The sequence below is a fragment of the Parabacteroides sp. AM08-6 genome (genome assembly GCF_003473295.1).
Taxonomy (GTDB): Bacteria; Bacteroidota; Bacteroidia; order Bacteroidales; family Tannerellaceae; genus Parabacteroides.
Genome location: NZ_QRMP01000006.1, coordinates 71,769 through 96,528 on the forward strand (window position 1 = coordinate 71,769; position 24,760 = coordinate 96,528).

The following is a 24,760-nucleotide window of genomic DNA, read 5'->3' on the forward strand; positions in this document are numbered from 1 at the left end:
TGTTCCGAATTGCAAAAGCTGGTAAGATTTATTACTTTTGCCTCCAAATTAAGAAACAACATGAAAGTCATCGATTTGATACGCGGCAGCAAAAGCACTGCTTTTTCATTTGAAATACTTCCTCCTCTGAAAGGGAACAGCATACAGAAAGTTTATAATGTTATCGATAAACTGAAAGAGTTCGACCCTAAATACATTAATATAACATCGCATCACAGCGAATATATCTATAAAACATTGCCTGACGGCAGTTTTCAGAAAATCAATATCCGCAAACGTCCGGGTTCGGTCGCAATTGCTTCCGCTATCCAGAACAAATATGGCATCACCGCTGTCCCTCATATTATATGTAAGGGATTCACGAAAGACGAAACAGAATATGCGTTGATTGACCTGAACTTTCTCGGTGTGTACGATTTATTATTGTTGCGCGGTGATGTAAAAACGTTGGAGGCAGGACAAAACACGAATTTATATCACGAACACGCCACGGACTTGCAACAGCAGGTAAACAATTTTAATAATGGGATTGCAGTCGACGGTTCCGTTTTCGACGCGAACGAAACATCTTTCTCTTACGGGATGGCCTGCTACCCGGAAAAGCACGAAGAAGCCCCCAACATGGAATCGGATATTTACTACCTGAAAGAGAAAGTCAAGAATGGTGCCGACTACCTGGTGACACAAATGTTTTTCGATAATGAAAAATACTACTCATTCGTGGACCGCTGCCGGGCGGAAGGAATCACAGTCCCCATCATTCCGGGTATCAAACCGATAGTTTTCAAAAATCAACTGACAGTCTTGCCGAAAATTTTCCGTTCGGATATTCCCGAACCGTTTGCCACGGAACTCCGTAAATGTAAAACGGACGAAGAAGCAAAAGCAGTCGGCGTAGAATGGTGTATTCAACAATGCAAGGATTTGATTGCGCACAACGTACCAAGCCTGCATTTCTATACGATGATGGCATCGGACAGTGTCTACAAGGTAGCAAAAGAGATATATTAATAATGTATATATCCGGGACACGCAAAAAAAATAAAAAAAAGTTTGTTGCCGGATAGGGGTTTTTCAACACAACCGAGTCTTATTGATAAAATTATAATTTTCAGTAAGATGAAATACATATTATTTATCACGATGGATTTGGTTCTGTATCCTTTCCTGCTTTTGCTTTTTATCGGAAATTGCATTAAAGAGAAAATACAGATGACACGATAGAACACGGTTTCTTATTTCCCCGATTATTCGTACCTTTGCTCTATCAATTCAAGAAGGAGCAACATGTACTTTAAAGACATTATCGGTCAGGCGGATATAAAGCAACGGTTCATACAATCGGCACAAACGGGTGCTGTTCCTCATGCCCAGCTCCTTACGGAGCAAGGAGGAGCCGGTGCTTTTTCGCTGGCATTGGCCTATGCGCGTTATCTGAACTGCACAAACCGGACGGATACGGATTCGTGCGGTCATTGTCCGTCGTGTATGAAGTACAACGAGCTGGCCCATCCGGACCTTCATTTCGTATTCCCGATTGTTTCCAAGAAAGAAAAGAAAAAAGAAGTCTGCGACGATTACCTTACGGAATGGCGAGGCTTCCTGAAAGACCGCCCCTACTTCGATATGGACGGTTGGTTGGATTATATGGATGCCGGTAATTCACAGGCATTGATTTATTCGAAAGAGAGCGATGAAATCATCCGCAAACTCAGCTTGAAAATATATGAGGCGACTTACCGGATACTTATGGTCTGGTTGCCGGAAAAACTACATCCGACCTGTGCCAACAAACTTCTGAAAATCATTGAAGAACCACCCCGGAACACAGTCATATTGATGGTATCCGAACATCCGGACCTGGTGCTGGGCACTATCTTGTCGCGCGCGCAGCGCATCAATGTACAAGGTATCCGTTCCGAAGATATTACCGCAGCCATGATTTCCCAATTCGGATTGGCCCCTGAAGACGCCAAACATGTAGCCCACCTGGCAAACGGGAACTTCCTGAAAGCCGTAGAAGCAATCAGCCTGGGAGAAGAAAACAAATTTTATCTGGAACAGTTTAAAGGGATGATGCGTAATTCCTGGGCGCGAAATGTCAAAGGCATGAAAGAAATGGCAGACGTACTGGCCGGTATCGGACGCGAACGGCAAAAAAACTTCCTGGCTTATTGCCAACATCTGATACGCGAAAATTTCATGTATCGTTTCCAGTCGCCTGAATTGAATTACATGAATTTGGACGAAGCCGGCTTCGCCGTCAAATTCGCTCCTTTTATCAACGAGCGGAATGTGTTTGATATTATGGAAGAATTAGCGAAAGCAGAACGGCACATCGCGCAGAATGTAAATGCGAAGATGGTTTTTTTCGACCTCTCATTGCGGCTGACCGTCCTGATAAAAAGATAAGGACCGGGTGCGGTAAGACAATATTACACGCCGACATTCGTTTCTTTATCAGAAGCTAATCAATCAAATAGAGATATTCAAAAAAAAGAATAGATGAAATCAAAGTTGTTCTTCATACTTATTTTCTCATGCAGCCTGTTCAGTTGTAACGGGCAAAATTCTCATATTCCGGCAGCTGTCACCACGGCATCACCCATACATATCAACCGTTTCGACAAAGAACTTTTCAAACTAATCGATACGAACGACACGACTCTGCAAACGGAAATCGCCGGCCGGTATCCTCAAATGCTCGATGTAATCGGAAAAGGCATTCTGAACATGCAATCGCCGGAAACACCCGGATTTTTCGACAAGCTGGTCAATTACTATTCCGAACCGACATTGAAAGGACTGTATGCCGATGCCATCCGTATTTATGATGATATTTCACAAATCGAACAAATGCTCGGTAACGGTTTTGCCTGGTTAACGGCTTGTTTTCCGGCCATGCAAATTCCGGATGTTTATATGCACATATCCGGCTTCAACCAAAACGTACTGGTTGGCGATAACCTGCTATCCATCTCCATCGATAAATATTTAGGAAACGAATACCCGTTGTACCAGGAATTCTTTTATGACTTCCAACGGCGGAAAATGTCTACGGAATATATTGTACCCGATTATCTGGCCGGTTGGCTGATGTCCGAATACCCGTTTGCCGGCAAGGAAAATGTTTTGCTGGACCGCATGATTTATGAAGGGAAAATAAAGTATCTCATCCATCAGGCTTTCCCGGAACTGACTCCCGAAATGTTAATGGGTTACACGGAAGGCTCTTACAATTGGTGTAAGGAAAATGAAAGTAATCTATGGAAAGCTATCATTGAACGTAAACACTTGTATACTCCCGACCAAATGACAACAAGCAAATATTTTGAAGATATTCCCTGTACATTCCTGGCAAGTGACGCACCGGGGAACATAGGGACCTGGGTAGGATGGCAAATTATCGACAAATATATGAAGGAGACAAATTCGACACCTGAGGCTCTGATGCAAAACAACGATAGCCAAGGAATCCTGACAGCTTCGAAATATAAACCATAAAAAAACCGCCCTATTCTCACGAACAAGACGGATAACCTAATCTAACTTAATTCTAATACCATGAAAAACACTATATCTTTATAACAGCGCTTGAATAAAAAAGTTCTACGGAACGATTTATTTCTGTCTGTTTTACAGTAATTAACAAAACCAAACATTCTTATTCAATTGAAACCAAAAAGGAGAGAGATTCTTAATTGTTAAATTTAAGCGTGTTTTTGTACGCAGTCCTTGGAGAACTATGGCGATAGGGAAGTTGTATTGAATGTTTATTAAGAAAAATTCACCATTATACGCCCCTTAAATACGCAAAATTTGTTAAATTGATGGTTAAATTTTATATTAGATAGCATTTGGTTGAAAATTATTTCACAAATTTGCACCTGTCTTAACTTAGTTCTCCAAGAACTTAATAAAACACATTATTTAACTTTAAATTATCCGAATATGGATTTAATATCATTGAAAAAAAGACGGAAATTGATCATGATCCTACCGCTTTGCGTAGGTTTCATTGGCAGCTACCCGCTTGACGTCATTGCTAGTCCGGATGACACTCCAGTACTGGAGGTTACTCAAGCAAAACGAACAGTGCAGGGTAGTGTGGTTGATGCCTCTACAGGCGAGGAATTAATTGGTGTAAATATCCGTATCAAAGGGACCGACCAAGGGACTGTTACGGATGCCGACGGTAAGTTCACCCTCGATGTTTCCAAAAACGCGGAATTGCAATTTACCTATATCGGGTATAAAGAGCAAACCATAGAAGTGGGAGACTTGGGTGTTATCCATGTAAAAATGCAAGCCGACAATGAAATGTTGGACGAAGTAGTAGTTGTCGGTGCCGGTACACAGAAAAAGGTATCCATTACAGGAGCTATCGCGACTGTAGAAGGTGTCACCTTGAAAACCCCGACTTCTTCACTAACCAATTCACTGGCCGGTAAGCTGGCCGGTATCATCTCGACTACCAGCAGTGGTGAGCCGGGTTCTACTTCAAGTTTCTACATCCGCGGTATCAATACCTTCGGTGGTGTAGCGACTCCTTTGATTTTGCTTGACGGAGTGGAAATTTCCAGCGGTGACTTGAACCGTATTCCGGCAGAATCTATCGAAAGTTTCTCCTTATTGAAGGATGCTTCGGCAACAGCTATCTATGGTAACCGTGGTGCAAACGGTGTAATGTTGGTTACAACCAAGAGTGGAGCCGAAAATACAAGAACGACGGTTAACGTCTCATTGGAAACTTCCTATTTCCAACCGATGAACAAAATTGAATTTGCCGACGGTGCCACGTTCATGCGGACATTCAATGAAGCAGAACAAGCCCGTAGCCGTACGCCGATTACCACTCCGAGATACTCGGAAGAGCAGATTCTGAATACGATGAACGGTGTCAATCCTTATGTTTACCCGGATGTAGACTGGTATGACCTGCTTTTCAAAAGCGGTAACATGAACCAGCGTGCCAATGTCAACGTACAGGGTGGTGGTTCCCGCGTAACCTACTACATGAGTTTACAGGCCAACCACGATACCGGTTTGCTGGATGCGCCGAAAGATTATTATTATAATCCCAATATCAACAACTGGGAATACAATTTCCAGAACAACCTGTCTTATAAGCTGACCAGTACTACTACCATCGACATGAGAATGATAGCACAGATTGGTAATAAGAAAGGGCCGAACTACTCCACTGCCGATTTATATAAAAGCGTGATGACTGCCAACCCGGTAAGTTTCCCCGCTTTCTTCCCGGCAGAAGATGATGACAGACACATCCGCTTCGGTAACAAACAAATAAAAGCCGGTATGTTTGGAGTGAACCCGTATGAATATATGATGAGTTCGTTTAAGGAAAACAATTACAACACCTTGAACACTTCAATCTCCATCAATCAGGATTTCGGTTTCATTACAAAAGGATTGACAGCAAAAGTCTTGGTTAACTTCAAGAACTGGTCATCTTCGGAATATAACCGTACTCTGACTTCTTATTTCTACGAAGTACAGCCGGATTCATACAATCCGGAAACAGGTGAATACGCACTGAATACATTACGTACCGGTACGGATTTTATTAACCAGTCCGATATCAGTAAAGCTGCAGACCAGACATTCTATCTGGATGCGCGTGCAGACTGGAAACGCAGTTTCGGTCCTCATAATATGACAGCGATGTTCATGTACATGATGCGTGAATATCGTAACGGCGCACTTCCCAACCGTAACCAAGGATATTCCGGCCGTCTTACTTATGATTATTCCAACAAGTATTTGGCAGAATTCAACTTCGGTTACAATGGTTCCGAACGTTTGGCTGCAGAAGACCGTTTTGAATTTTTCCCTGCAGCTTCTATCGGTTGGGTAGTCAGCAGTGAAAGTTTCTGGGAACCCATTTCCAAATATGTCAGCCACTTTAAAGTCAGAGGTTCTTACGGTTTGGTTGGTAGCGATGCTTTCGACAGCGGTGCTCAACACTTCCTGTATCAAAACCAGGTAGGTATCGGTGGCGGAGCCGGTTATACCACAGGTATTCCGGGAGGCTCGTCAATAAGCCGTAACGGTCATGCTTTCAATATCCTTGCCGTACAAGGTGCCGGTTGGGAACATGTAAAGAAATTAGATATCGGTGCTGACGTTTCGCTCTTCAACCAGGTTAACATTACATTCGATTACTTCCGCGACCATCGTGACCGGATTTTGATGAGACGTGCCTCTTTCCCTAAAATATTAGGATATTGGGGATCAACACCTTGGAGTAATATCGGAGAAGTAATGAACCGAGGTGTCGAACTGAGTGTAAACTGGAGCAAACAAATCGGCAAAGACTGGATTGTGGATTTCCGTGGAAACTTCACATACAACCAGAATGAATACAAATATGTGGACGAACCGGACTATCCTTACGTATGGCAGACCAATACAGGAAAGCCTCTAAACACCTTGAAAGGTTATATAGCTGAAGGTTTGTTTAGCAGCCAGGAAGAAATTGACAACTGGGCAGACCAGTCGCAATTAGGAGCCAACATCATGCCGGGTGATATCAAATATCGCGACGTCAACGGTGACGGACAAATCACTTCGGAAGACCAAGTTATGCTCTCTACCTATAATAATGTTCCCCGTATTCAATACGGTTTAGGATTGAACCTTCGATACAAGAAATTTGATTTCGGTGTATTCTTCAACGGTTCGGCAAAACGTAAAATCATGATTAACTCAGGTTATGCTCCCTTCCTTTCCAGTGGTGGTGACGGCAATAACTCAGAAACTTTGCCTCGTAACTTGATGCAGTGGATTGTTGATGAACATTGGTCGGTTGACAATCCGAATCCGAATGCTTCATATCCTCGCTTGGGAGCTACCGATGCCGATATATCCAATAATACACAAGCCAGTTCTTATTGGGTACGCAACGGAAACTTCTTACGCTTCAAAACATTGGAATTCGGCTACTCTTTCCCGCATTGCCGCCTTTATTTCAGTGGAGACAACTTGGCTGTATTCAGCCCGTTCAAATTGTGGGATCCGGAACTTGCTTGGAACGCTTATCCGTTGCAACGCACCTTTAACTTAGGAGTTCAGGTTACTTTCTAAATTTGTAATACATAAATAAAGATATAAATATATGAAAATCATAAAGAAAACAAATCGCTTCATAAAGACTGTGCTACCCGCATGCCTATTGGGTTTATCTGCGTGCGGTTATCTGGATGTCATTCCGCCTGCCCAGGCAGACTACGAGGACACGATGAAAGATGAGGCTACCACGTTGGGCTTCTTATTCACAGCCTACTCTTATATTCCCGGAGTAAATCCTTTCATCTACCAGCACATGGAAAACTCAGCAGATGAGATGGTTCATCCTAAAGACTGGGGTGTAGAGGAACAACAAATGCTGTTCGGAACCATATCCGCTTCAGGTGACCCCGGCAAATGGGAAAATGTTTACAATTATATCGGCTATGTTCATTACTTCATGGAACAATTAGACCGGTTGAATCCCGTCGGTGTAACAGAAGAGGGGAAAGAACAACTCAGGGCTGAAGCTTATTTCTTGGAAGCCTACTATCATTTCCGTGCATTGGAAATGTTCGGACCTTGCCCGATTATTCCGGGAAAAATGGATCAAAACATCTCGAAAGCCGATATTCCGGGACGTTCGCACTTCGACTATTGTGTGGATTATATCGTAGATAAATTAGACCAAGCGGCAGCCATACTTCCTCCTAAACGTGAAACAGCGGATTTGGGACGTGCCGATGCCACAATCTGTAAATGTCTGAAAGCACGCGTATTACTGTATGCTGCTTCTCCATTATGGAACGGTTCATTCTATACTCGCAACTGGCGCAATACAAATTACGAGACTCCGGGATACGGAACGGAATTGGTTAGCTCTACTTACGATGCCGGTAAATGGGAACGTGCTTTGACAGCAAACCAGGAAGCTTTGGCAGCAGCAAAAGCTGCAGGTTACGAACTATTCGACATCGAAACAGCTAATACCATAGCCGCAAGTGACAGAGTACCACTACCTTTCATCCCCGGAAGAGAGACAGATACGGATGAAAACAAAGCATTCAAAGAACGTGTCCGCATGTTCCAATATTTGTCTACTGCCCATGAAGCCGATAACAATAAAGAAATTATCTGGGGACAGATAGTATCGAGCAGTGAAGTGGGTGGTGTAAACCCCAATATCAGCCGTCTGCCTAACAACCTGATTAAAAAGACTGATAATTCTTGGTGGGGAGGTTATGCCGGTTGGGCTCCTACCTTAAATGCGGTAAAACGCTTTTATACGGAAAATGGAGAGTTGCCGGAAAACGACAAAGAGTTCTATCCGGAAAGCGAATGGTACACCCGTCACGACATGAATGCATCCAGCCCCGCATATACAGAAAATGATGGAGAAGATACCAAAAACGATATCATTAAGTTCAATGCTAAACGTGAAGCTCGCTATTACGCATGGATTGCATTCGATGGTTGTCAATATTCTCCAATCATTAAAAATAACGCACCGCTTTGGCTGAACTTGAAGAATTCCCTGACACACGGATATACAGCAGGATTACGTAATGCGGCAGGTACGGGTTTCTTAACAAAGAAATTCATTACTCCGGATCTCGTTGTCAGTTCTACCGGTAATGTTACGGGAAGCAGAATCAGAGCACCATTCTTCCGCTTGGCTGAATTGTATTTGAACTTGGCAGAATGTTATGCTGCTTTGGACAGAACTCCGGAAGCTCTTGAACAATTGAATGTCATCCGTAAACGTGCCGGCATCAAAGATGTGACAAGTGCAGATTTGTCTACCATGAGCCTGACAGAATGGATTCGCAACGAACGCTTCGTTGAATTGTATCAGGAAGGTCATCGTTACTACGATATACGCCGTTGGGGTATTGCTCCCGAAGTGCTGAGTGCCGGTGTTCGTTATGGATTGAACGGTATGGTAGAAAAGCCTACTTTTGAAGAGTTTAACACTCCGACTTTGATAAACCAGCCGATTAAATGGGATAACAGACAATATCTCGCTCCTATTCTGAACAGCGAAATATACAGTAATCCACAATTAGTACAGGCACCTGGTTATTAATCTATAAAAACAATTTGTATGAAAACAAAACTTATATTGGCAGCAGGTGCTTTGATTATGTTGGGGGCCTGTGATGAATCAGAATATGAATTGGAAAACTTGGTCCCGGAAGGTTACCACAAAGTAATGTATATAAACAATTCCGGAGAACAGGATTTGACCCTATATAATACAGGAGAAGATAATATATACAAACTCTCCGTATTTAAGGGCGGAAGCGAACCCGGATTGACCGCAAATGCAAAAATGGGCGTGTTGTCGCAGGAAACTGTCGACATCGACTACAGCGGACCGGAAGGGATAAACTATAAGGTATTAGGTCCGGAATGTTACTCTTTGGACATGACAGACTTAAACTTTGACTCCAATGAACGTTACAAGATTGTGAACGTATCTATCAAAGTACCAAATGTTGAAAAGGCAATGGAGAATAATCCTGATGCAACATGCGTATTGCCTTTGTATCTCTATAGTGAAACAGACTCTGTTAACGCGTATAAAAACACGACGTTCATCAAGATTGCAGAGGTACTTACACCAACTGTAGGCTTTACGACGACTGATGCTGTATACCTTCCGTTTACATATGGTTTTACTGACGGAAGTGCATCCATCAATTTCGGACTTGACACAGACAACAATTGGGATATAGATTGCCAGTTTGAAGTTGACCCGGATTATCTGGCTGACTTCAATGCGAAAAATGGAACATCCATTTTAGCTCTGCCCGCAGCAAATTATTCATTCGAGCCGACAATGGTACTTCCAACCGGGACAACATCTATAGATTTGCCCGTCACACTCAATAGTGAAGGATTGCAACCGGGTGACTATATGCTACCTATTCGCTTGAAAGATATTTCTCTCTTCGAGGTTTCCAGTAAGGCTGTGTATCCGTTAATCATCCGCGTTACAGGTATCCAAATGGAACGTTCAAGCTGGACAGTTAAAGCCAACACGGAAGAAAAAACAGGTGAAGGTGCCGGAAACGGTGTAGCTACTTGTCTTTTGGATGGTGATATAACCTCGTTCTGGCATTCACAATGGAGTGGTGGTTCACTTGCTTTGCCTCACGAAATAGTAGTCGATACCAAGAAAGAAACGACCTTTACCAACTTCGGGTTGATGCAGAGACAGCATAGCGACTATAGAGATGTGCGTGCCGGTGAATTCTACGTTAGCTCTGACAATTCCACATGGACTAAAGTCGGTGAGTTTACAATGGAAAAAATACTTCCGGTTCAGATATTCCCTGTAACTCCGACTAAAGGACGTTACTTCAAGGTTGTCATTACGGCAAGTAATCGAAGCGGTAATTCATCTTTGGCAGAACTATATGCTTACAGCATAAATTAGTTATAATAGTCTGAGAAAATGACAAAACCAAAAAGGCTGTCTAACCATAAAAAGTTAGCCAGCCTTTTTCTTTATTCATAAACTCGTCCAAACAAAAATGAAACGAGCTGATTATTCTATTTCAGTATGACCAGTACACCCACCGGTCCGTGAGCTCCGAACACAAGAGCCTGCTCTATATCGGCTGTTTTGGAAGGTCCGGAGATAAAAGCACCGAAATCATAAACCATATTTTCCGTCTGTTTATAGGCTTCGTGCATATTGTTTACCAGGGCTTCTTTGTCAACCAACAAGACCAAGCTGTCGGAAATAAAATACAGCGCCTTATGTCTTACCTGGCGGGTAATCCAGACTGCTCCATTTTCGGCTACCCCGAAATGACCTTCAACAATGGAAAGGTCCGTATTGTCCAGCTCACGGGAATCGGCAAGTTCATCCGGATTGAAAGTGGCACAAGTGATGCCGGATAAGTTGGATGCAATACGAGTAGCATCCGGAAAATGCCGGCGGATAACATCATTCACATCCTCCCCTGCTTGCAGGACTACTGCTTTTCCCCCTGCCGCTTCCAAAGCTTCGGAGAATTGGGCTATTTTATCGTCATACGTAATAGCATCCAATGTCAGTTCGGGCATATTATACCGTTTGCCGGTATGACTGCGGATAGCGGATAATATATCATTCTTAGTACTCATCATTGTATTGTTTTGTAGGTGAAAGCTTAACCTTACGTTATTTTATCTTGTTGTTTTTCCACATTTCATTGAATGACTCTTTGGCAAATACGGGCAATTCACGTCCTTTTCCCCAAGCATTCAGGCCATTATAGACCATAAAACGAGGCATCTTATTGACCAGCGGGGCAAACTTCAAAGCAGTATTGAACAGTTTCGGACGCTCCATCAGGAACTTCATGCCACCGGACATCAATTTCTTTTCCGAACTTGCCCTCCCTATCTTATCCAAATCCTGACGCCAACGGTAAATCTGTTCGCCAAGATCCACCTTTACCGGACAAACATTGGAGCAAGAGAGACACAATGAGCAAGCTGACACATTATCCGAATATTTCACAGGGTCTTTCAACATTCCCAGATTGATACCAATCGGGCCGGGAATAAAATAAGTATAAGAATATCCCCCCGTCCGGCGATAAACCGGACAAGTATTCATACATTCGCCACAACGGATACAGTTTAGCGTACGAATATGGTCAGGACGTGCCAGAATATCACTACGTCCATTATCCACAATGATGATATGAAATTCTCCCCCTTCTTTCGGATTACAGTAATGAGAGGTGTAGGAAGTAATAGGCTGCCCCGTACCGGAACGTGCCAGCAAACGGGTAAATACACCCAATGACTCCCGGTTCGGAACAATCTTTTCCATCCCGAATGTAGCAATATGTACAGGAGGAAAAGAGGTTCCCATATCGGCATTTCCTTCATTGGTACAAACCACAATCTCACCGGTCGAGGCCACAGCAAAATTAGCACCTGTCATCGCCACATCGGCAGTCAGGAACTTTTCACGCATATCCTTACGTACGGCATGTGTCAGATAAGTAGGGTCAGCATTCCCCTTTTCCGTTCCCAGCACCCGTTCCATCATCTCACCTACTTCCTGTCGTTTAATGTGGATGGCAGGCATTACGATATGGCTGGGATGAAGGTCCATCCACTGAAGAATACGTTCGCCGAGGTCGCTTTCAATGATATCATACCCCTTTTCCTGCAAAAATTCGTTCATTCCACATTCTTCGGTCAGCATAGACTTACTCTTTATCAAGGTATGTGCCTTATGTTGCTGAAGAATATTCAATACGATTGCATTATGTTCGGCTGCATCTTTTGCCCAATGGACAATTGCTCCGTTGGCAAGGGCATTCTTTTCGAATTCTTCCAACAAAGTATCCAGATGACTGTTGGTATACAGTTTAATATCGCAGGCCAATTCGCGCAAACGTTCCCATTCTGGGAGTGAATGACTCATTTTATCCCGTTTGGCACGTACCATCCATAAGGTTTCATCATGCCAGGCTTCCTGTTTGCGGTTCGCGATGAAGCGAGCGGCTGCTTTCGAATGTTTTGTACTCATAATCCGGAGGCTAATATTTCAACAATATGGATAGTTTTTATAGGAAGGTTATCACGTTTGATTACCCCTTCCATGTGCATCAGGCAAGAGCTGTCGGCGCCGGTAATATATTCGGCTCCCGTGCTTATATGGTCTTTCACTTTATCCTGTCCCATACAAACGGAAACTTCAGGTTCTTCGACGGCAAACATGCCTCCGAAACCACAGCATTCGTCTATACGCTTAGGCTCGAATATCTCAATACCCTTTACCAATGAAAGCAGGTCGCGCAGCTTGGAATAATAAGGGATATTCATCTCACTGGGAGAAGAAAGATGAAGTTCACGTACCCCGTGACAACTGTTGTGGATACTTACTTTATGAGGAAATTCGGCTTTCAGTTCTTTCACCTTCACAATATCGTGCAGAAACTCGCAAATATCATAAATCTTCTTGCTGTTCATACAGACATGTCCGGCTTTCTCCAGTATGCCGGGATGATTTTCCTTGACAAAAGCGACACAACTGGCCGAAGGACCTACAACATAATCATATTGTTGGAACTGCTCTTCCATGCGAAATGCCAGTTTCTGCGCTTCTTGCTCAAAACCGGCATTTGCCATCGGCTGCCCACAACAAGTCTGGTCCAACGGATAATCTACATCCAGCCCGATACTTTTCAGAAGTTTATAAGAAGCAACACCAACTTCCGGGTACACCGCATTGATATAACAGGGGATAAATAATCCTATCTTCATATTGGTTTATTTTATGATAGTACAAATATAGTGATGTTACTTTTCTCTTGAAAGAAAAGTAACCAAAAGTTCAAGGCTTAAACTGCTTCGCTACTCCGTTCCCTCCGTTCGCTGTCGCGTCTGAAACTCGCTTCGCTCAAACAGCAGACGCTCCGGGCGCTCACTGCGGTCTCTGCGCTTAACGCTCACCAGTTTAGGCCGGAAAAAGGGAGCTCCGCTCCCTCTTGGGATTGCCAACACTGCCTGCTTCTTTGCAATCCCGCATCGAGTGCGGGAACGGGGGAACCATGCTTGTCCCCGTGCTTGACACGGGGCCGCAAAGGGACAGGTGGTGTCGGCAATCCCAAAAGAAAGCGGAGCTTTCTCGGAAAGGCCTAAGCGGGCGGGCGTTAAGCGGAGGGTAAAGGCGAAGCGACAGGAGCCTGCGCTGTCTGAGCGAAGCGAGTTTCGCAGGCGACAGCGTAGCCTTTGCCCGGAGTAGCCCGAACGGTTAAGCCTTGATCTTTTGGTTACTTTTGGATCAAGCCAAAAGTAACGTTATTTATATTCCTGCCAGCTCTTTATTTGAATATCATCCAAGCTCAGTGTGCAGAACGCTTCGATAAAGGCGCTTGCCAGACGGGCATTGGTGATAAGCGGGATATTCAGGTCGATGGCTGCACGGCGTATCTTGTAGCCATTATTCAGTTCTCCGGCCGAAAGGTCACGCGGAATGTTCACCACCATGTCAATCTTCTTTTCATGAAGCATGGTGAGTGCCTGAGGCTCTTTACCCGTTTCGCTCGGCCAGTAGACCAATGTGCTGGGAATACCGTTTTCTTCAAGGAAGCGGTGCGTTCCGCCTGTGGCAAAGAGGCTGTAGCCTTTCTCATCCAACATCCGGGCGGCATCGAGGATGGCTACTTTCTGTTTCGGTGAACCGGTAGAGAGCAGGACACTCTTTTCCGGAATACGGAGGCCGACAGAAAGCATGCTTTTCAAGACCGCTTCGGAAAGGTCGTCACCGATACAGCCCACCTCACCTGTCGAAGCCATGTCGACACCCAAGACAGGGTCGGCTTTCTGCAAACGGTTGAAGGAGAACTGGGAGGCTTTGATGCCTACATAATCCAGGTCGAATTCATTCTTATTCGGCTTTTCGACGGGTAAGCCCAGCATGATACGGGTAGCCAGTTCGATAAAGTTAATCTTCAGCACTTTACTGACAAAGGGGAACGAACGGCTGGCACGGAGATTACATTCTATCACCTTTATTTCGTTGCCCTTAGCCAGATATTGGATATTGAAAGGACCGGAAATATTCAGTTCCTTGGCAATCTGCTTGCTGATGCGTTTGATGCGGCGAACTGTTTCGACATATAGCTTCTGTGCAGGGAACTGGATAGTCGCGTCACCGGAATGTACTCCAGCGAACTCGATATGTTCGGAGATGGCATACATCACAATTTCCCCCTTATCGGCAACGGCATCCATTTCCACTTCCTTGGCATGTTCGATAAACTGGCTGACTACCACCGGATGCTTCTGTGACACATTGGCAGCCAGTTGCAGGAAGCGTTCCAGTTCTTCCTGGTTGGAGCAGACATTCATCGCTGCACCACTCAATACGTAGCTGGGGCGAACCAGTACGGGGAAACCCACTTCGGCGACAAAATCGTTGATATCATCCATCGAAGAAAGCTCTTTCCAACGTGGCTGGTCTACACCGATACGGTCCAGCATGGCAGAGAATTTCTCGCGGTCCTCGGCATTATCGATGCTCTTGGCCGATGTCCCGAGGATATTGACATGCTGTTCGTCCAGACGCATCGCCAAGTTGTTCGGGATTTGCCCACCGGTGGAGACAATCACACCGTGCGGATTCTCAAGTTCGAGGATATCCATGACACGTTCGAAGGTTAGTTCGTCAAAATAAAGACGGTCGCACATATCGTAGTCGGTCGAAACCGTTTCGGGATTATAGTTAATCATCACCGAGCGCCAACCTTCCTTGCGAATTGTATTCAGCGCCTGTACACCGCACCAGTCGAACTCTACCGAGCTACCGATACGATAAGCCCCCGACCCCAGCACAACAATAGAGCGATGGTCGCCTACATATTCCACATCATTTTCCGTGCCGCTATAAGTCAGATACAGATAATTGGTCTGTGCCGGATATTCGGCAGCCAAGGTATCAATTTGTTTTACTACCGGAACAATATCATGTTCTTTACGGAACTGGCGAACTTGCATCATTCCTTTTTCAATGTCTCCCTCAAGACCAAGGGCACGGGCTATCTGGAAGTCGGAAAAACCTTGCTTTTTCGCTTTACGGACAAGTTCCGGATTCAGGCGCCAATGCCGGACACCTTTCATATCGAAAGCACGCAACTCCTTATCGGTCTGCATGATACCGTACAATTTTTGCAGGAACCAGCGGTCTATCTTGGTCAATTCGTGTATTTGGTCGACTGTATATCCAGCCCGGAATGCTTTGGAGATAACGAAGATACGTCGGTCGGTCGGTTCGTGTAGTGCCTTGTCGATGTCAGAAATCACCAGTTCCTTGTTTTCCACGAAACCGTGCATCCCCTGTCCTATCATACGAAGTCCTTTCTGGATAGCCTCCTCGAAAGTACGTCCGATGGCCATTACTTCGCCAACCGATTTCATGCTTGAACCCAGCTCGCGGGCTACCCCGTGGAATTTACCTAAATCCCAACGCGGTATCTTACAAACCACATAATCGAGAGCCGGTTCAAAGAAAGCACTCGTAGTCTTCGTCACCGAGTTTTTCAAGTCGAAAAGACCATAACCCAGTCCCAACTTGGCAGCCACAAAGGCCAGCGGATAGCCGGTTGCTTTCGAAGCCAGCGCAGACGAACGGCTCAGACGGGCATTCACCTCAATCACCCGGTAATCCTCACTTTCCGGGTCGAAAGCATATTGTACATTACATTCGCCCACGATACCGATATGGCGGATAATGCGGATGGCCAGTTCGCGCAGTTTATGATATTCACTGTTTGTCAAGGTTTGCGACGGAGCTATAACAATACTTTCGCCGGTGTGGATACCCAGCGGGTCGAAGTTTTCCATGTTACAAACCGTGATACAGTTATCGAAACGGTCGCGCACCACTTCGTATTCCACCTCTTTCCATCCTTTCAGGCTCTTTTCCACCAATACCTGGGGAGAGAAAGAGAAGGCTTTTTCGACCAACACATCCAGTTCCGCCTCATTATCGCAGAAACCGGAGCCCAGTCCCCCCAGCGCGTATGCAGCGCGGACAATCACCGGATAGCCTAATTCGGCTGCAGCGCGACGGGCATCGGCAGCTGTTTCCACAGCTTCGCTCTTGATGGTTTTCACCCCGATTTCATCGAGCTTACGGACAAATAATTCCCGGTCTTCCGTATCCATAATAGCCTGTACCGGAGTACCCAGTACGCGGACGTTATATTTTTCGAGTATACCGCTTTGGAAAAGGGCTACGCCGCAGTTCAGCGCCGTCTGTCCGCCAAAGGCCAGCAAGATGCCTTCGGGACGTTCTTTGGCAATCACCTTCTCTACAAAGAAAGGAGTGACAGGCAGGAAGTAAACCGTATCGGCAACACCTTCCGAAGTCTGCACCGTAGCGATATTCGGATTGATAAGCACTGTTTCGATACCTTCTTCCTTGATGGCTTTCAAAGCTTGGCTGCCTGAATAATCGAATTCTCCGGCCTCCCCTATCTTAAGAGCGCCGCTTCCGAGTATCAGGACTTTCTTTATATCTTCTTTCATTATTATTCGTAATTAATTTGACTCTACTTTTTTCTGTTGCTTTGCCACACCCTACTGCAGCACATCACCTATCCCCATGTCACAACAATTCCACGAATTTGTCGAAGATAAACTCCGTATCCGTAGGACCGCTACAGGCTTCGGGATGGAACTGGGAAGAAAAGAATGGTTTCGTTTTATGCTTGATACCTTCATTCGTCCCGTCATTCATATTGATAAAGAGTGGCTCCCAGTCTGTACCCAATGTATCATTATCCACTGCGTAACCGTGATTCTGAGAAGTAACAAAACACTTCTCCGTCCCCACCATACGCACCGGTTGGTTGTGGCTGCGATGGCCATATTTCAGTTTAAAGATAGATGCGCCTCCGGCTTTGGCAAGCAACTGATTTCCCATGCAAATACCGCAGATAGGTTTGTCTCCGGCAAGTGCCTTACGAATATTCTGTACGGCAGCATCGCAAGTATCCGGGTCGCCGGGACCGTTACTGATGAAAAGACCATCGTAGTCCAATTGATTGAAATCATAGTTCCAAGGGACGCGGACAACCGTGACTTCCCTTTTCAGCAGACAGCGGATAATGTTATGCTTCACACCACAGTCCACCAATACGACCCGCTTCCTGCCTGCACCTTCGCCATATGTGATAACCTCCTTGCAAGATACTTTGTCAACATAATTCACGTCTCCATACTGACCGAAATCCATCACATCCGTATCACCTTCGCCGATAATGATTTTCCCCATCATTACTCCGTGCTCACGCAGCTTTTTCGTCAACGCACGAGTATCGATACCGTAGATACCGGGGATACCTTCGTTTTTCAGCCAGTCGCCAAGGCTTTCCGTCGCGTTCCAATGGCTATACTCATGGCTATAGTCGCTCACGATAATCGCATCCGCATGTATCTTTTCGCTTTCCATGAAGGTAGCTATTCCCTCGGCATCGAATGTGCGGGGAGGCACGCCGTAGTTGCCTACCAACGGATAGGTCAGAACCATCAACTGGCCGGCATAGGAAGGGTCGGTCAGGCTTTCCGGATAGCCGGTCATGGCTGTATTGAACACTACTTCACCGGTTACATCCCTCTCGCAGCCGAAAGAAAGGCCGCGGAAGACTGTTCCGTCATCTAAGACTAATGTTGCTGTCTTTTCTGTTTGCATATTTATTTTAGTAGTTGGTAGTTGGTAGTTGGTAGCCAGTAGCCGGAGGTGACAATCGGATATATCGCTTGCCGCCAACTAACTACTTGCTACTAATTTCCAACTACTTATTCATAAATTCTTCTTCTACATAATGGATGAATGCCTCGTTTACCATCCGTGCCCCACCCGGTGTCGGATAATCGCCGGAGAAGTACCAGTCGCCCGGATGATTCGGACAAGAGGCATGCAAGCCCTCAAGCGTCTGATAAACAATTTCCACCTTGGCACGTGTACCAACCGGCGTAAGCAATTCCGCCATTTTGTCTGAGATTTCCTCATCCGTGAAGGGAGCATAAATCTCCTTTACGTAATTGACTATTTCCTCGCTTTTCTTGGCTTGTTGTTTCTTTGCTTTGCGATAAGCATCCAGCAGGATATCTTCTCTCCCCCTGTCTTTCAGTAAAGCGACAGCAGCCTTAAAGGCAATAAATTCATTCATTCGCGACATATCGATACCGTAATAATCCGGATAACGTACTTGCGGAGAAGATGAAACGATTACTATCTTCTTCGGATGCAGGCGGTCCAGAATACCGATGATACTTTGCCGGAGCGTCGTACCCCTCACAATACTGTCGTCTATCACCACCAGATTGTCCGCATCAGGCACGATACTGCCATAAGTAATATCGTACACGTGGGCGGCCAAGTCGTTACGGCTATTTCCTTCGGCGATAAAGGTACGCAATTTTATATCTTTTATGGCAACTTTCTCACAACGAACACGCATGGAAAGTATTTGTTCCAACTCGTCTTCCTGAAGCAGATGATTGCGGTCGGCAATCCACTCCTTTTTAAGCTTATTCAAATATTCGTTCAATCCCTCCTGCATACCGAAATAAGCAACCTCCGCTGTGTTGGGAATGAAAGAGAAAACGGTGTGATTCAAATCGTTTTCCACAGCTTTCAGTATGGCTGGAACCAAATTTTTGCCGAGACGCTTCCGTTCCTTATAAATATCGATATCGCTACCTCGGGAAAAATAAATACGTTCGAACGAGCAGGCTTTATTCTCTTTCGGCTCTATAATTTGCGAAGCACGGAATTCGCCTGCCTTACTGATGAAAATGGCCTGCCCGGGGTCCAGTTCCCGGATGTCTTCGGCCTGCACATTCATAGCTGTCTGGATGACAGGACGCTCGGAAGCCAAGATAAGGATTTCATCGTCGACATAATAGAATGCCGGCCGAATTCCCCATGGGTCACGAACGCTGAACGACTCTCCGCTTCCGGTCAATCCGCAAATCACATACCCCCCATCCCATGAGGGAGCACAACGTTTCAGGACATTCGATAAATCCACGTTCGCTTCGATTGCGTGCGTGATGTCCATCCCCCTCAGTCCTTCTCCTTCGAATTTCTGATAGAGGCGTTCCACTTCACGGTCCAGGCGATGTCCCATCTGTTCGAGCATGATATACGTATCGGCATACTTACGCGGATGTTGACCGATTGTCGTTATTTCTTCGAAAATATCATTTACATTAGTGAGGTTGAAATTACCGCAAAGAGCGAGGTTCTTTGCTCTCCAGTTGTTGCGGCGTAAAAAAGGATGGATATAGGAAATACCGGATTTTCCGGTCGTACTGTAACGCAGGTGGCCCATATAAAGCTCTCCGGCAAAAGGAAGATTTGTTTTAGCAAATAACGGATTGTTTAATTTTCCGGGTGGCAAATCTTTGTAATGTTGATGAACGGCATCGAATATTTCGGTAATAGCTCCTGTTCCCATGGCTCGCTCCCGAAACATGTATTCTTCGCCGGGGTTGGCTTCTAACTTTACGCAGGCTAAACCAGCTCCTTCCTGTCCACGGTTATGCTGCTTTTCCATCAACAAATAGAGCTTATTGAGGCCATACATCCAGGTACCATACTTCTGATGATAATATTCCAAAGGTTTTAGTAACCGGACCATGGCGACTCCACACTCGTGTTTAAGTACTTCCATTTGGTTCTATCTTGTTTATTTCGCCTGCAAAGATACTTAGATTATATTACATATTGTTCAAACAAACGCAATATATTTGACATATTAATAGAAATAATGATTTTATCTGGCATTTAGTTAAAATAATTTATAAAACCATATTGTTTCGACAACCTTGTCAATTAAGAGGAAAACTCCTCCAATTACATAAAAATCATAAGCTAAAGACACCTCAAAGTACGAATATTTAAAGATTATTATTAACTTGCACCGCAAAACACATAAAAATTTGACACGTTGAGCTTTGGATGAAAAAGAGTGAACTTGGACTGGTTGGTTGCCATAGACAGGATGAACAAATTGGGGGTAAATCCGTGTCATTTTAAAGTAGGAGGCCATACTACTCTCCTACTAAAATAAGTTTAAATTATGAAACGCTCTATTTTTATATTTTGCTGGTCATTTATATTGGCCCTTTTTCCCTTCAAAAAGGGAGAATCTGCATCTTTTGTGGATAGTTTACGGATGGAAATCAAAAACTTACCGGATAGCAGCAAATTAATCCGACTGAATGAACTACTCCATAATAATGTCAGCAACAACACATACAAAATATATGCGGATTTATTATTGGAAGAAGCGGAAAAGCAAAAAAACGACCACTACAAAGGAAATGCTTACTTTTCCCTTATGCGTTATTATTATGCTAAGAATCCAGATAGCTTACGGTTTTATCTGAAACTAGCCGAACCGATATATCTCGCAGAAAAGCGTATAGAAGAGCTATGTAGAGTTAAAGGATGGAATATTTATTCTTTGGTAAACGAAGGAACCCATGACCAAGTTATTGCAGAAATAGAAAGTTTGAAAGAATTAGCTATGCGTTTTAATTACCCAGAAGGTGTCGACATGGCTAACCAGACTTTAGCCAACTTTTATTTTAATATAGGTTTAAAAAATGAAGGCATAAATATATGCCGCGAAATTTTACAAGGGATGGAAGAACGGGGAGCATCCCGTATACGTAGGGTTTACCTGCTAAAATTACTGTTGAACAAAGATTTAAAACCGGAATACCTAACCAAGCTAGACACTTGCATAAACAACTGCGAAAAAGAAGGTATCACTCATTTAGGTGCAGAAAATCCTCTGTTTATGCTAAAATATTATCTTCATCACTACTCCGCACAATATTATATTGATAAAAGAGATCTCTCACTTGCATATTCCCATTTACAAAAACTTGACGAATTGAAGAAATTATATCATATAAACCTAGAACAAGACATAACGGCATTCCTCTGGATGAATTATTATGTTTTGGATGGGAAATATGAAAAAGCGCTTAATATCGCGAATGACCTGGAACAAAAGCTACTGGACAAAAAACGTTATAAAGATTGGATTTCCGTAAAGGACATCAAAGCCGACATCTACTACAAAATAGGGAAAGGAATGGATGCCGCCAAGATTTACAGAGAAGTCGGGGCTATACGCGATTCAATTACTCAAGCCCAATATTACGAGGATTTAGCCAAACTTAGAATGCAACGAGAAGTAGACAAACTAGAGCTACAAAGTAAAAAGCTGGAATTAAAAGCTGAAAAATCAGGCATTAGGGCATTGATTTTCGGCGGAGGCGCCTTTGTGCTACTATTACTCTGTGGAGCTTTGGGACTGTTCGCATATTCCCGTCACCGTTATGGAGTACGTTTGAAAATCGCAAAAGAGAAGGCAGAAGATGCAGACCGGTTAAAATCCGCGTTTCTGGCTAATATGAACCATGAAATTCGTACGCCATTAAATGCTATAGTCGGTTTTTCCCAAGTTATTGCCGAGGAAGAAGATATAAATGCCCGTCGGGAATTTGCCAAGATTATACACAACAACAACAATTTGTTACAACGCCTAATAGAAGATGTATTGGACATCTCTAAAATAGAATCGAATACACTTACATTTGTATTTGACGATTTGGACCTACAAACATTAATGAATAATATTTACAGTACAATGTTATTACGAATGCCAGAAAACGTAGAGCTACGATTGGATGATTGTCCCCGCTATACATTCCATACAGACCGAAACCGATTGACACAAGTACTGACAAACCTACTGACAAATGCCATCAAACATACCAATGAAGGTTCTATTTGTTTTGGTTATCGAATAAACACCCATGAAATCTGTTTTTATGTAACAGATACCGGCGAAGGCATAGCGGAGGACCAAATGGAACGTGTATTCGACCGTTTTGTCAAGTTAACAGAATGGACTACAGGGGTCGGTTTGGGGTTAGCAATCTCTAAAGCTTTAGTATCCAAACTTGGAGGTCGTATAGAATTATTTTCCAAATTAGGGAAAGGTTCCACTTTTAATGTGATTTTTCCTATATCAAAATAATGAAATACGAACAAGATTGAAACTGAGATTAAAAGAAATGAGCCCGGTATTCCACCGAGCTCATTATAAAAATAGATAACATCTAATTTAATATCCAACTATATGAGGGAATAGTTCAGAAAAAATACATACCCTCAACAATCTTCCATTAAAAAATTAAACAATCTGTGATTATACATCCTTATTCTTCATCCCAGAAAGGAGCCTGAACCAAAGTAGGATCTGTATCCACCTGTCCTTGATGAATAGGCATCCAGTAATTTCTTCTGACATAGACACGATCCAAATATTTTGTCCGCTTAAAGAACGCGTTTTGATTATTCGGGTCACAACTATATTCAGTACCATAGAAATTCATACCATAATCCGGACCATTCAAGTCCTTATCAGCCTGCAACCAACGGCGAAGGTCGTTATAACGAATACCTTCCGTACATAATTCCAGACGACGTTCTTTATGAATCAATTCACGCATTTCACTCTGAGAAGTCGGAGCTGGCAGTCTCTGGAAACCATTACCATCCACTCCTGTTCCAAATTCAGGAATACCTGCTCTGTAACGAATCTTATTCAAGTTTTCAAGGATTGCCTTATTTCCCGGATCATATTCGTTCAACGCTTCCGCATAACTCAAATAAGCTTCTGCCATACGGAAAAGAATACCCGGACGATACGGATGGACACCTGTACGAGGTTCATAATCTAAAGAGATACGCTTACGGTTCAAATAACCATTCTGCGGAGCATCATGTCCGGGACCGCCATCAGGATGACCATACATGAAATCGGTATTGGAAGTATGTGTTTTGAACCATTGTCCATTCCAACATACAGTCAGGTAGAAACGAGGTTCACGATTACAATACATCAAATACGTATTCGGCTGGGTAATCATCCATTTACCCTCGGATTTCAACTCTGCATCCGGAAAACCGCTCATCAAATACCAACTGGTTTTACGATATTCAGCCTCTGTAGAGAAGCCATCTTCGCGATAACCGGATTCCGGATTGATAATCGGACTTCCATCAGAATTATATCCCAATATCGGAGCTTTACCATTTGCCATATAAAATGCATCAACCAAATCCTGAGTTACCCCGAAACCTCCATTACCGTTCTTTCCGTGCGGAGTTGCATGTTGTTCATATTCTCCATAATTACAGTTACCAGAACGTAACCACAGCACTTCAACATTCCCTTCGTTTACTTTCTGCATCGTTGCACCATAGCATGACATGAACGGGTCGAGAGAACCATCTGAATTATACTTATAATATAATCCATGACCAGCAGCCTCAGCGGCATCAATCAACTCTTTGAAAGCATCAGCGGCTCGTTTCCATTTTGATTCGTCATAAGTCGGATTAAAGCGCAACTGACCGTCATTATTCTTATAATTGGCATACCAAGTATTCCCATTTACCAATGGACTGGCCGCGAACAATAACATACGGGCACGTAAAGCTAACGCAGCAATAGAAGTTGCACGTCCCACATAAGTATTTTCCCATTTGGCTGGAAGAGTTTTTGACAACTGAGTGAATTGTTCGTTGCACCAATCAACCATAAATTCGAAAGTTGGTTGTCCTACCTGAGTTTCAGACAACGGAGCATTCGGATCCAGTGCCTGATCATAGAAAGGAACGGCACCATAAGTTTCCGTCATCAACCAATAAAAGTATGCAATCAAGAAACGACACTCGTCTTTCATTGTTTCAACCTGCGCCTCTGTAACTCCTTGACTCGGTAAAGGATGCACATTGTTAATGAATAAGAAAGCTGAACGAATTCTCTGAGAAAGCGTCCAATAGCTACCATTCCAACTGGAATTAGTAAACCATTGTCCTATTCGCCATTGCAGAGGCGTACCACCCCACCAAGGCGCCCATCCTTGAGAAGGAGTCATATCCTTTGCCAATATTTCCCAACCAATATCACGAGTTAGGCCCCAATACGGATCAGGAATACCATTGTAAACACCCTGCAACCAGTCTTCCGTACGAGTCTTATCATTGAAAACCATCTCCATTGTCAGGATATCATCCGGAGCATTGTCCACAAAATCCGCACATCCATTCAACGCCAAGCACAAGGCTGACAAACCAATATATTTATATAAATTTACTTTTTTCATATATTCC

Annotated in this window: 14 protein-coding genes; 7 read left to right on the top strand and 7 right to left on the bottom strand. The window is 44.0% G+C overall.

The window, feature by feature from the left end; genetic code table 11:
• The first annotated feature begins 60 nt into the window (after window positions 1-60).
• The 6 genes from metF to DW103_RS06550 all read left to right on the top strand — a co-directional run bounded on the left by metF (window position 61) and on the right by DW103_RS06550 (window position 10,471).
• Entirely contained in the window at window positions 61-1,011 is a 951-nt protein-coding gene (metF, locus tag DW103_RS06520) for a methylenetetrahydrofolate reductase [NAD(P)H] (RefSeq protein WP_122274860.1), read from the top strand.
• Between the two features lie 276 nt (window positions 1,012-1,287).
• Window positions 1,288-2,412 carry a DNA polymerase III subunit delta gene (locus tag DW103_RS06530; RefSeq protein WP_122274862.1) on the top strand — a complete coding sequence of 375 codons (1,125 nt, stop codon included), beginning with the start codon at window positions 1,288-1,290 and terminating at the stop codon, window positions 2,410-2,412.
• A 93-nt stretch (window positions 2,413-2,505) separates the two neighbouring features.
• The gene (locus DW103_RS06535; protein ID WP_122274863.1) at window positions 2,506-3,504 is read left to right on the top strand and encodes a gliding motility protein GldB; all 999 of its coding nucleotides are present in this window, start codon (window positions 2,506-2,508) and stop codon (window positions 3,502-3,504) included.
• Between the two features lie 447 nt (window positions 3,505-3,951).
• Window positions 3,952-7,107, top strand: a complete 3,156-nt coding sequence (locus DW103_RS06540; protein WP_122274864.1) for a TonB-dependent receptor — start codon at window positions 3,952-3,954, stop codon at window positions 7,105-7,107.
• A gap of 31 nt (window positions 7,108-7,138) precedes the next feature.
• Entirely contained in the window at window positions 7,139-9,115 is a 1,977-nt protein-coding gene (locus DW103_RS06545) for a RagB/SusD family nutrient uptake outer membrane protein (protein ID WP_122274865.1), read from the top strand.
• Between the two features lie 18 nt (window positions 9,116-9,133).
• Window positions 9,134-10,471, top strand: a complete 1,338-nt coding sequence (locus tag DW103_RS06550; protein WP_122274866.1) for a BT_3987 domain-containing protein — start codon at window positions 9,134-9,136, stop codon at window positions 10,469-10,471.
• A gap of 116 nt (window positions 10,472-10,587) precedes the next feature.
• Here the strand turns inward: DW103_RS06550 and DW103_RS06555 are convergent, their stop codons facing one another.
• The 6 genes from DW103_RS06555 to DW103_RS06580 all read right to left on the bottom strand — a co-directional run bounded on the left by DW103_RS06555 (window position 10,588) and on the right by DW103_RS06580 (window position 20,231).
• Complete coding sequence (locus tag DW103_RS06555) at window positions 10,588-11,166, bottom strand: LUD domain-containing protein (protein WP_122274867.1); 579 nt, start codon at window positions 11,164-11,166, stop codon at window positions 10,588-10,590.
• A 37-nt stretch (window positions 11,167-11,203) separates the two neighbouring features.
• Window positions 11,204-12,571, bottom strand: a complete 1,368-nt coding sequence (locus tag DW103_RS06560) for a lactate utilization protein B (RefSeq protein WP_122274868.1) — start codon at window positions 12,569-12,571, stop codon at window positions 11,204-11,206.
• On the bottom strand, window positions 12,568-13,308 hold the full coding sequence (locus tag DW103_RS06565) for a (Fe-S)-binding protein (RefSeq protein WP_122274869.1): 741 nt from the start codon (window positions 13,306-13,308) through the stop codon (window positions 12,568-12,570). Before DW103_RS06565 ends, DW103_RS06560 begins: the two co-directional genes overlap by 4 nt.
• A gap of 537 nt (window positions 13,309-13,845) precedes the next feature.
• Entirely contained in the window at window positions 13,846-17,076 is a 3,231-nt protein-coding gene (carB, locus tag DW103_RS06570) for a carbamoyl-phosphate synthase (glutamine-hydrolyzing) large subunit (RefSeq protein ID WP_122274870.1), read from the bottom strand.
• 79 nt (window positions 17,077-17,155) lie between these two features.
• Entirely contained in the window at window positions 17,156-18,241 is a 1,086-nt protein-coding gene (gene carA / locus DW103_RS06575; RefSeq protein ID WP_122274871.1) for a glutamine-hydrolyzing carbamoyl-phosphate synthase small subunit, read from the bottom strand.
• Window positions 18,242-18,344: 103 nt separating this feature from the next.
• Window positions 18,345-20,231: an amidophosphoribosyltransferase gene (locus DW103_RS06580; protein ID WP_122274872.1), complete on the bottom strand. Its 1,887-nt coding sequence runs from the start codon at window positions 20,229-20,231 to the stop codon at window positions 18,345-18,347.
• 408 nt (window positions 20,232-20,639) lie between these two features.
• Between DW103_RS06580 and DW103_RS06585 the strand changes: the two genes are divergently transcribed.
• Window positions 20,640-22,616 carry a sensor histidine kinase KdpD gene (locus DW103_RS06585; RefSeq protein WP_122274873.1) on the top strand — a complete coding sequence of 659 codons (1,977 nt, stop codon included), beginning with the start codon at window positions 20,640-20,642 and terminating at the stop codon, window positions 22,614-22,616.
• A gap of 181 nt (window positions 22,617-22,797) precedes the next feature.
• Here DW103_RS06585 and DW103_RS06590 read toward each other — a convergent pair whose 3' ends face one another.
• Entirely contained in the window at window positions 22,798-24,753 is a 1,956-nt protein-coding gene (locus DW103_RS06590) for a RagB/SusD family nutrient uptake outer membrane protein (RefSeq protein ID WP_122274874.1), read from the bottom strand.
• Window positions 24,754-24,760 lie beyond the last annotated feature (7 nt).

Coding starts and splice junctions, on each gene's coding strand:
- DW103_RS06530 (WP_122274862.1), top strand. CDS start 1,288: ATGTACTTTAAAGACATTATCGGTCAGGCGGATATAAAGCAACGGTTC.
- DW103_RS06580 (WP_122274872.1), bottom strand. CDS start 20,231: ATGGAAGTACTTAAACACGAGTGTGGAGTCGCCATGGTCCGGTTACTA.
- metF (WP_122274860.1), top strand. CDS start 61: ATGAAAGTCATCGATTTGATACGCGGCAGCAAAAGCACTGCTTTTTCA.
- DW103_RS06535 (WP_122274863.1), top strand. CDS start 2,506: ATGAAATCAAAGTTGTTCTTCATACTTATTTTCTCATGCAGCCTGTTC.
- carA (WP_122274871.1), bottom strand. CDS start 18,241: ATGCAAACAGAAAAGACAGCAACATTAGTCTTAGATGACGGAACAGTC.
- DW103_RS06540 (WP_122274864.1), top strand. CDS start 3,952: ATGGATTTAATATCATTGAAAAAAAGACGGAAATTGATCATGATCCTA.
- DW103_RS06555 (WP_122274867.1), bottom strand. CDS start 11,166: ATGAGTACTAAGAATGATATATTATCCGCTATCCGCAGTCATACCGGC.
- DW103_RS06565 (WP_122274869.1), bottom strand. CDS start 13,308: ATGAAGATAGGATTATTTATCCCCTGTTATATCAATGCGGTGTACCCG.
- DW103_RS06585 (WP_122274873.1), top strand. CDS start 20,640: ATGAAACGCTCTATTTTTATATTTTGCTGGTCATTTATATTGGCCCTT.
- DW103_RS06560 (WP_122274868.1), bottom strand. CDS start 12,571: ATGAGTACAAAACATTCGAAAGCAGCCGCTCGCTTCATCGCGAACCGC.
- carB (WP_122274870.1), bottom strand. CDS start 17,076: ATGAAAGAAGATATAAAGAAAGTCCTGATACTCGGAAGCGGCGCTCTT.
- DW103_RS06545 (WP_122274865.1), top strand. CDS start 7,139: ATGAAAATCATAAAGAAAACAAATCGCTTCATAAAGACTGTGCTACCC.
- DW103_RS06550 (WP_122274866.1), top strand. CDS start 9,134: ATGAAAACAAAACTTATATTGGCAGCAGGTGCTTTGATTATGTTGGGG.
- DW103_RS06590 (WP_122274874.1), bottom strand. CDS start 24,753: ATGAAAAAAGTAAATTTATATAAATATATTGGTTTGTCAGCCTTGTGC.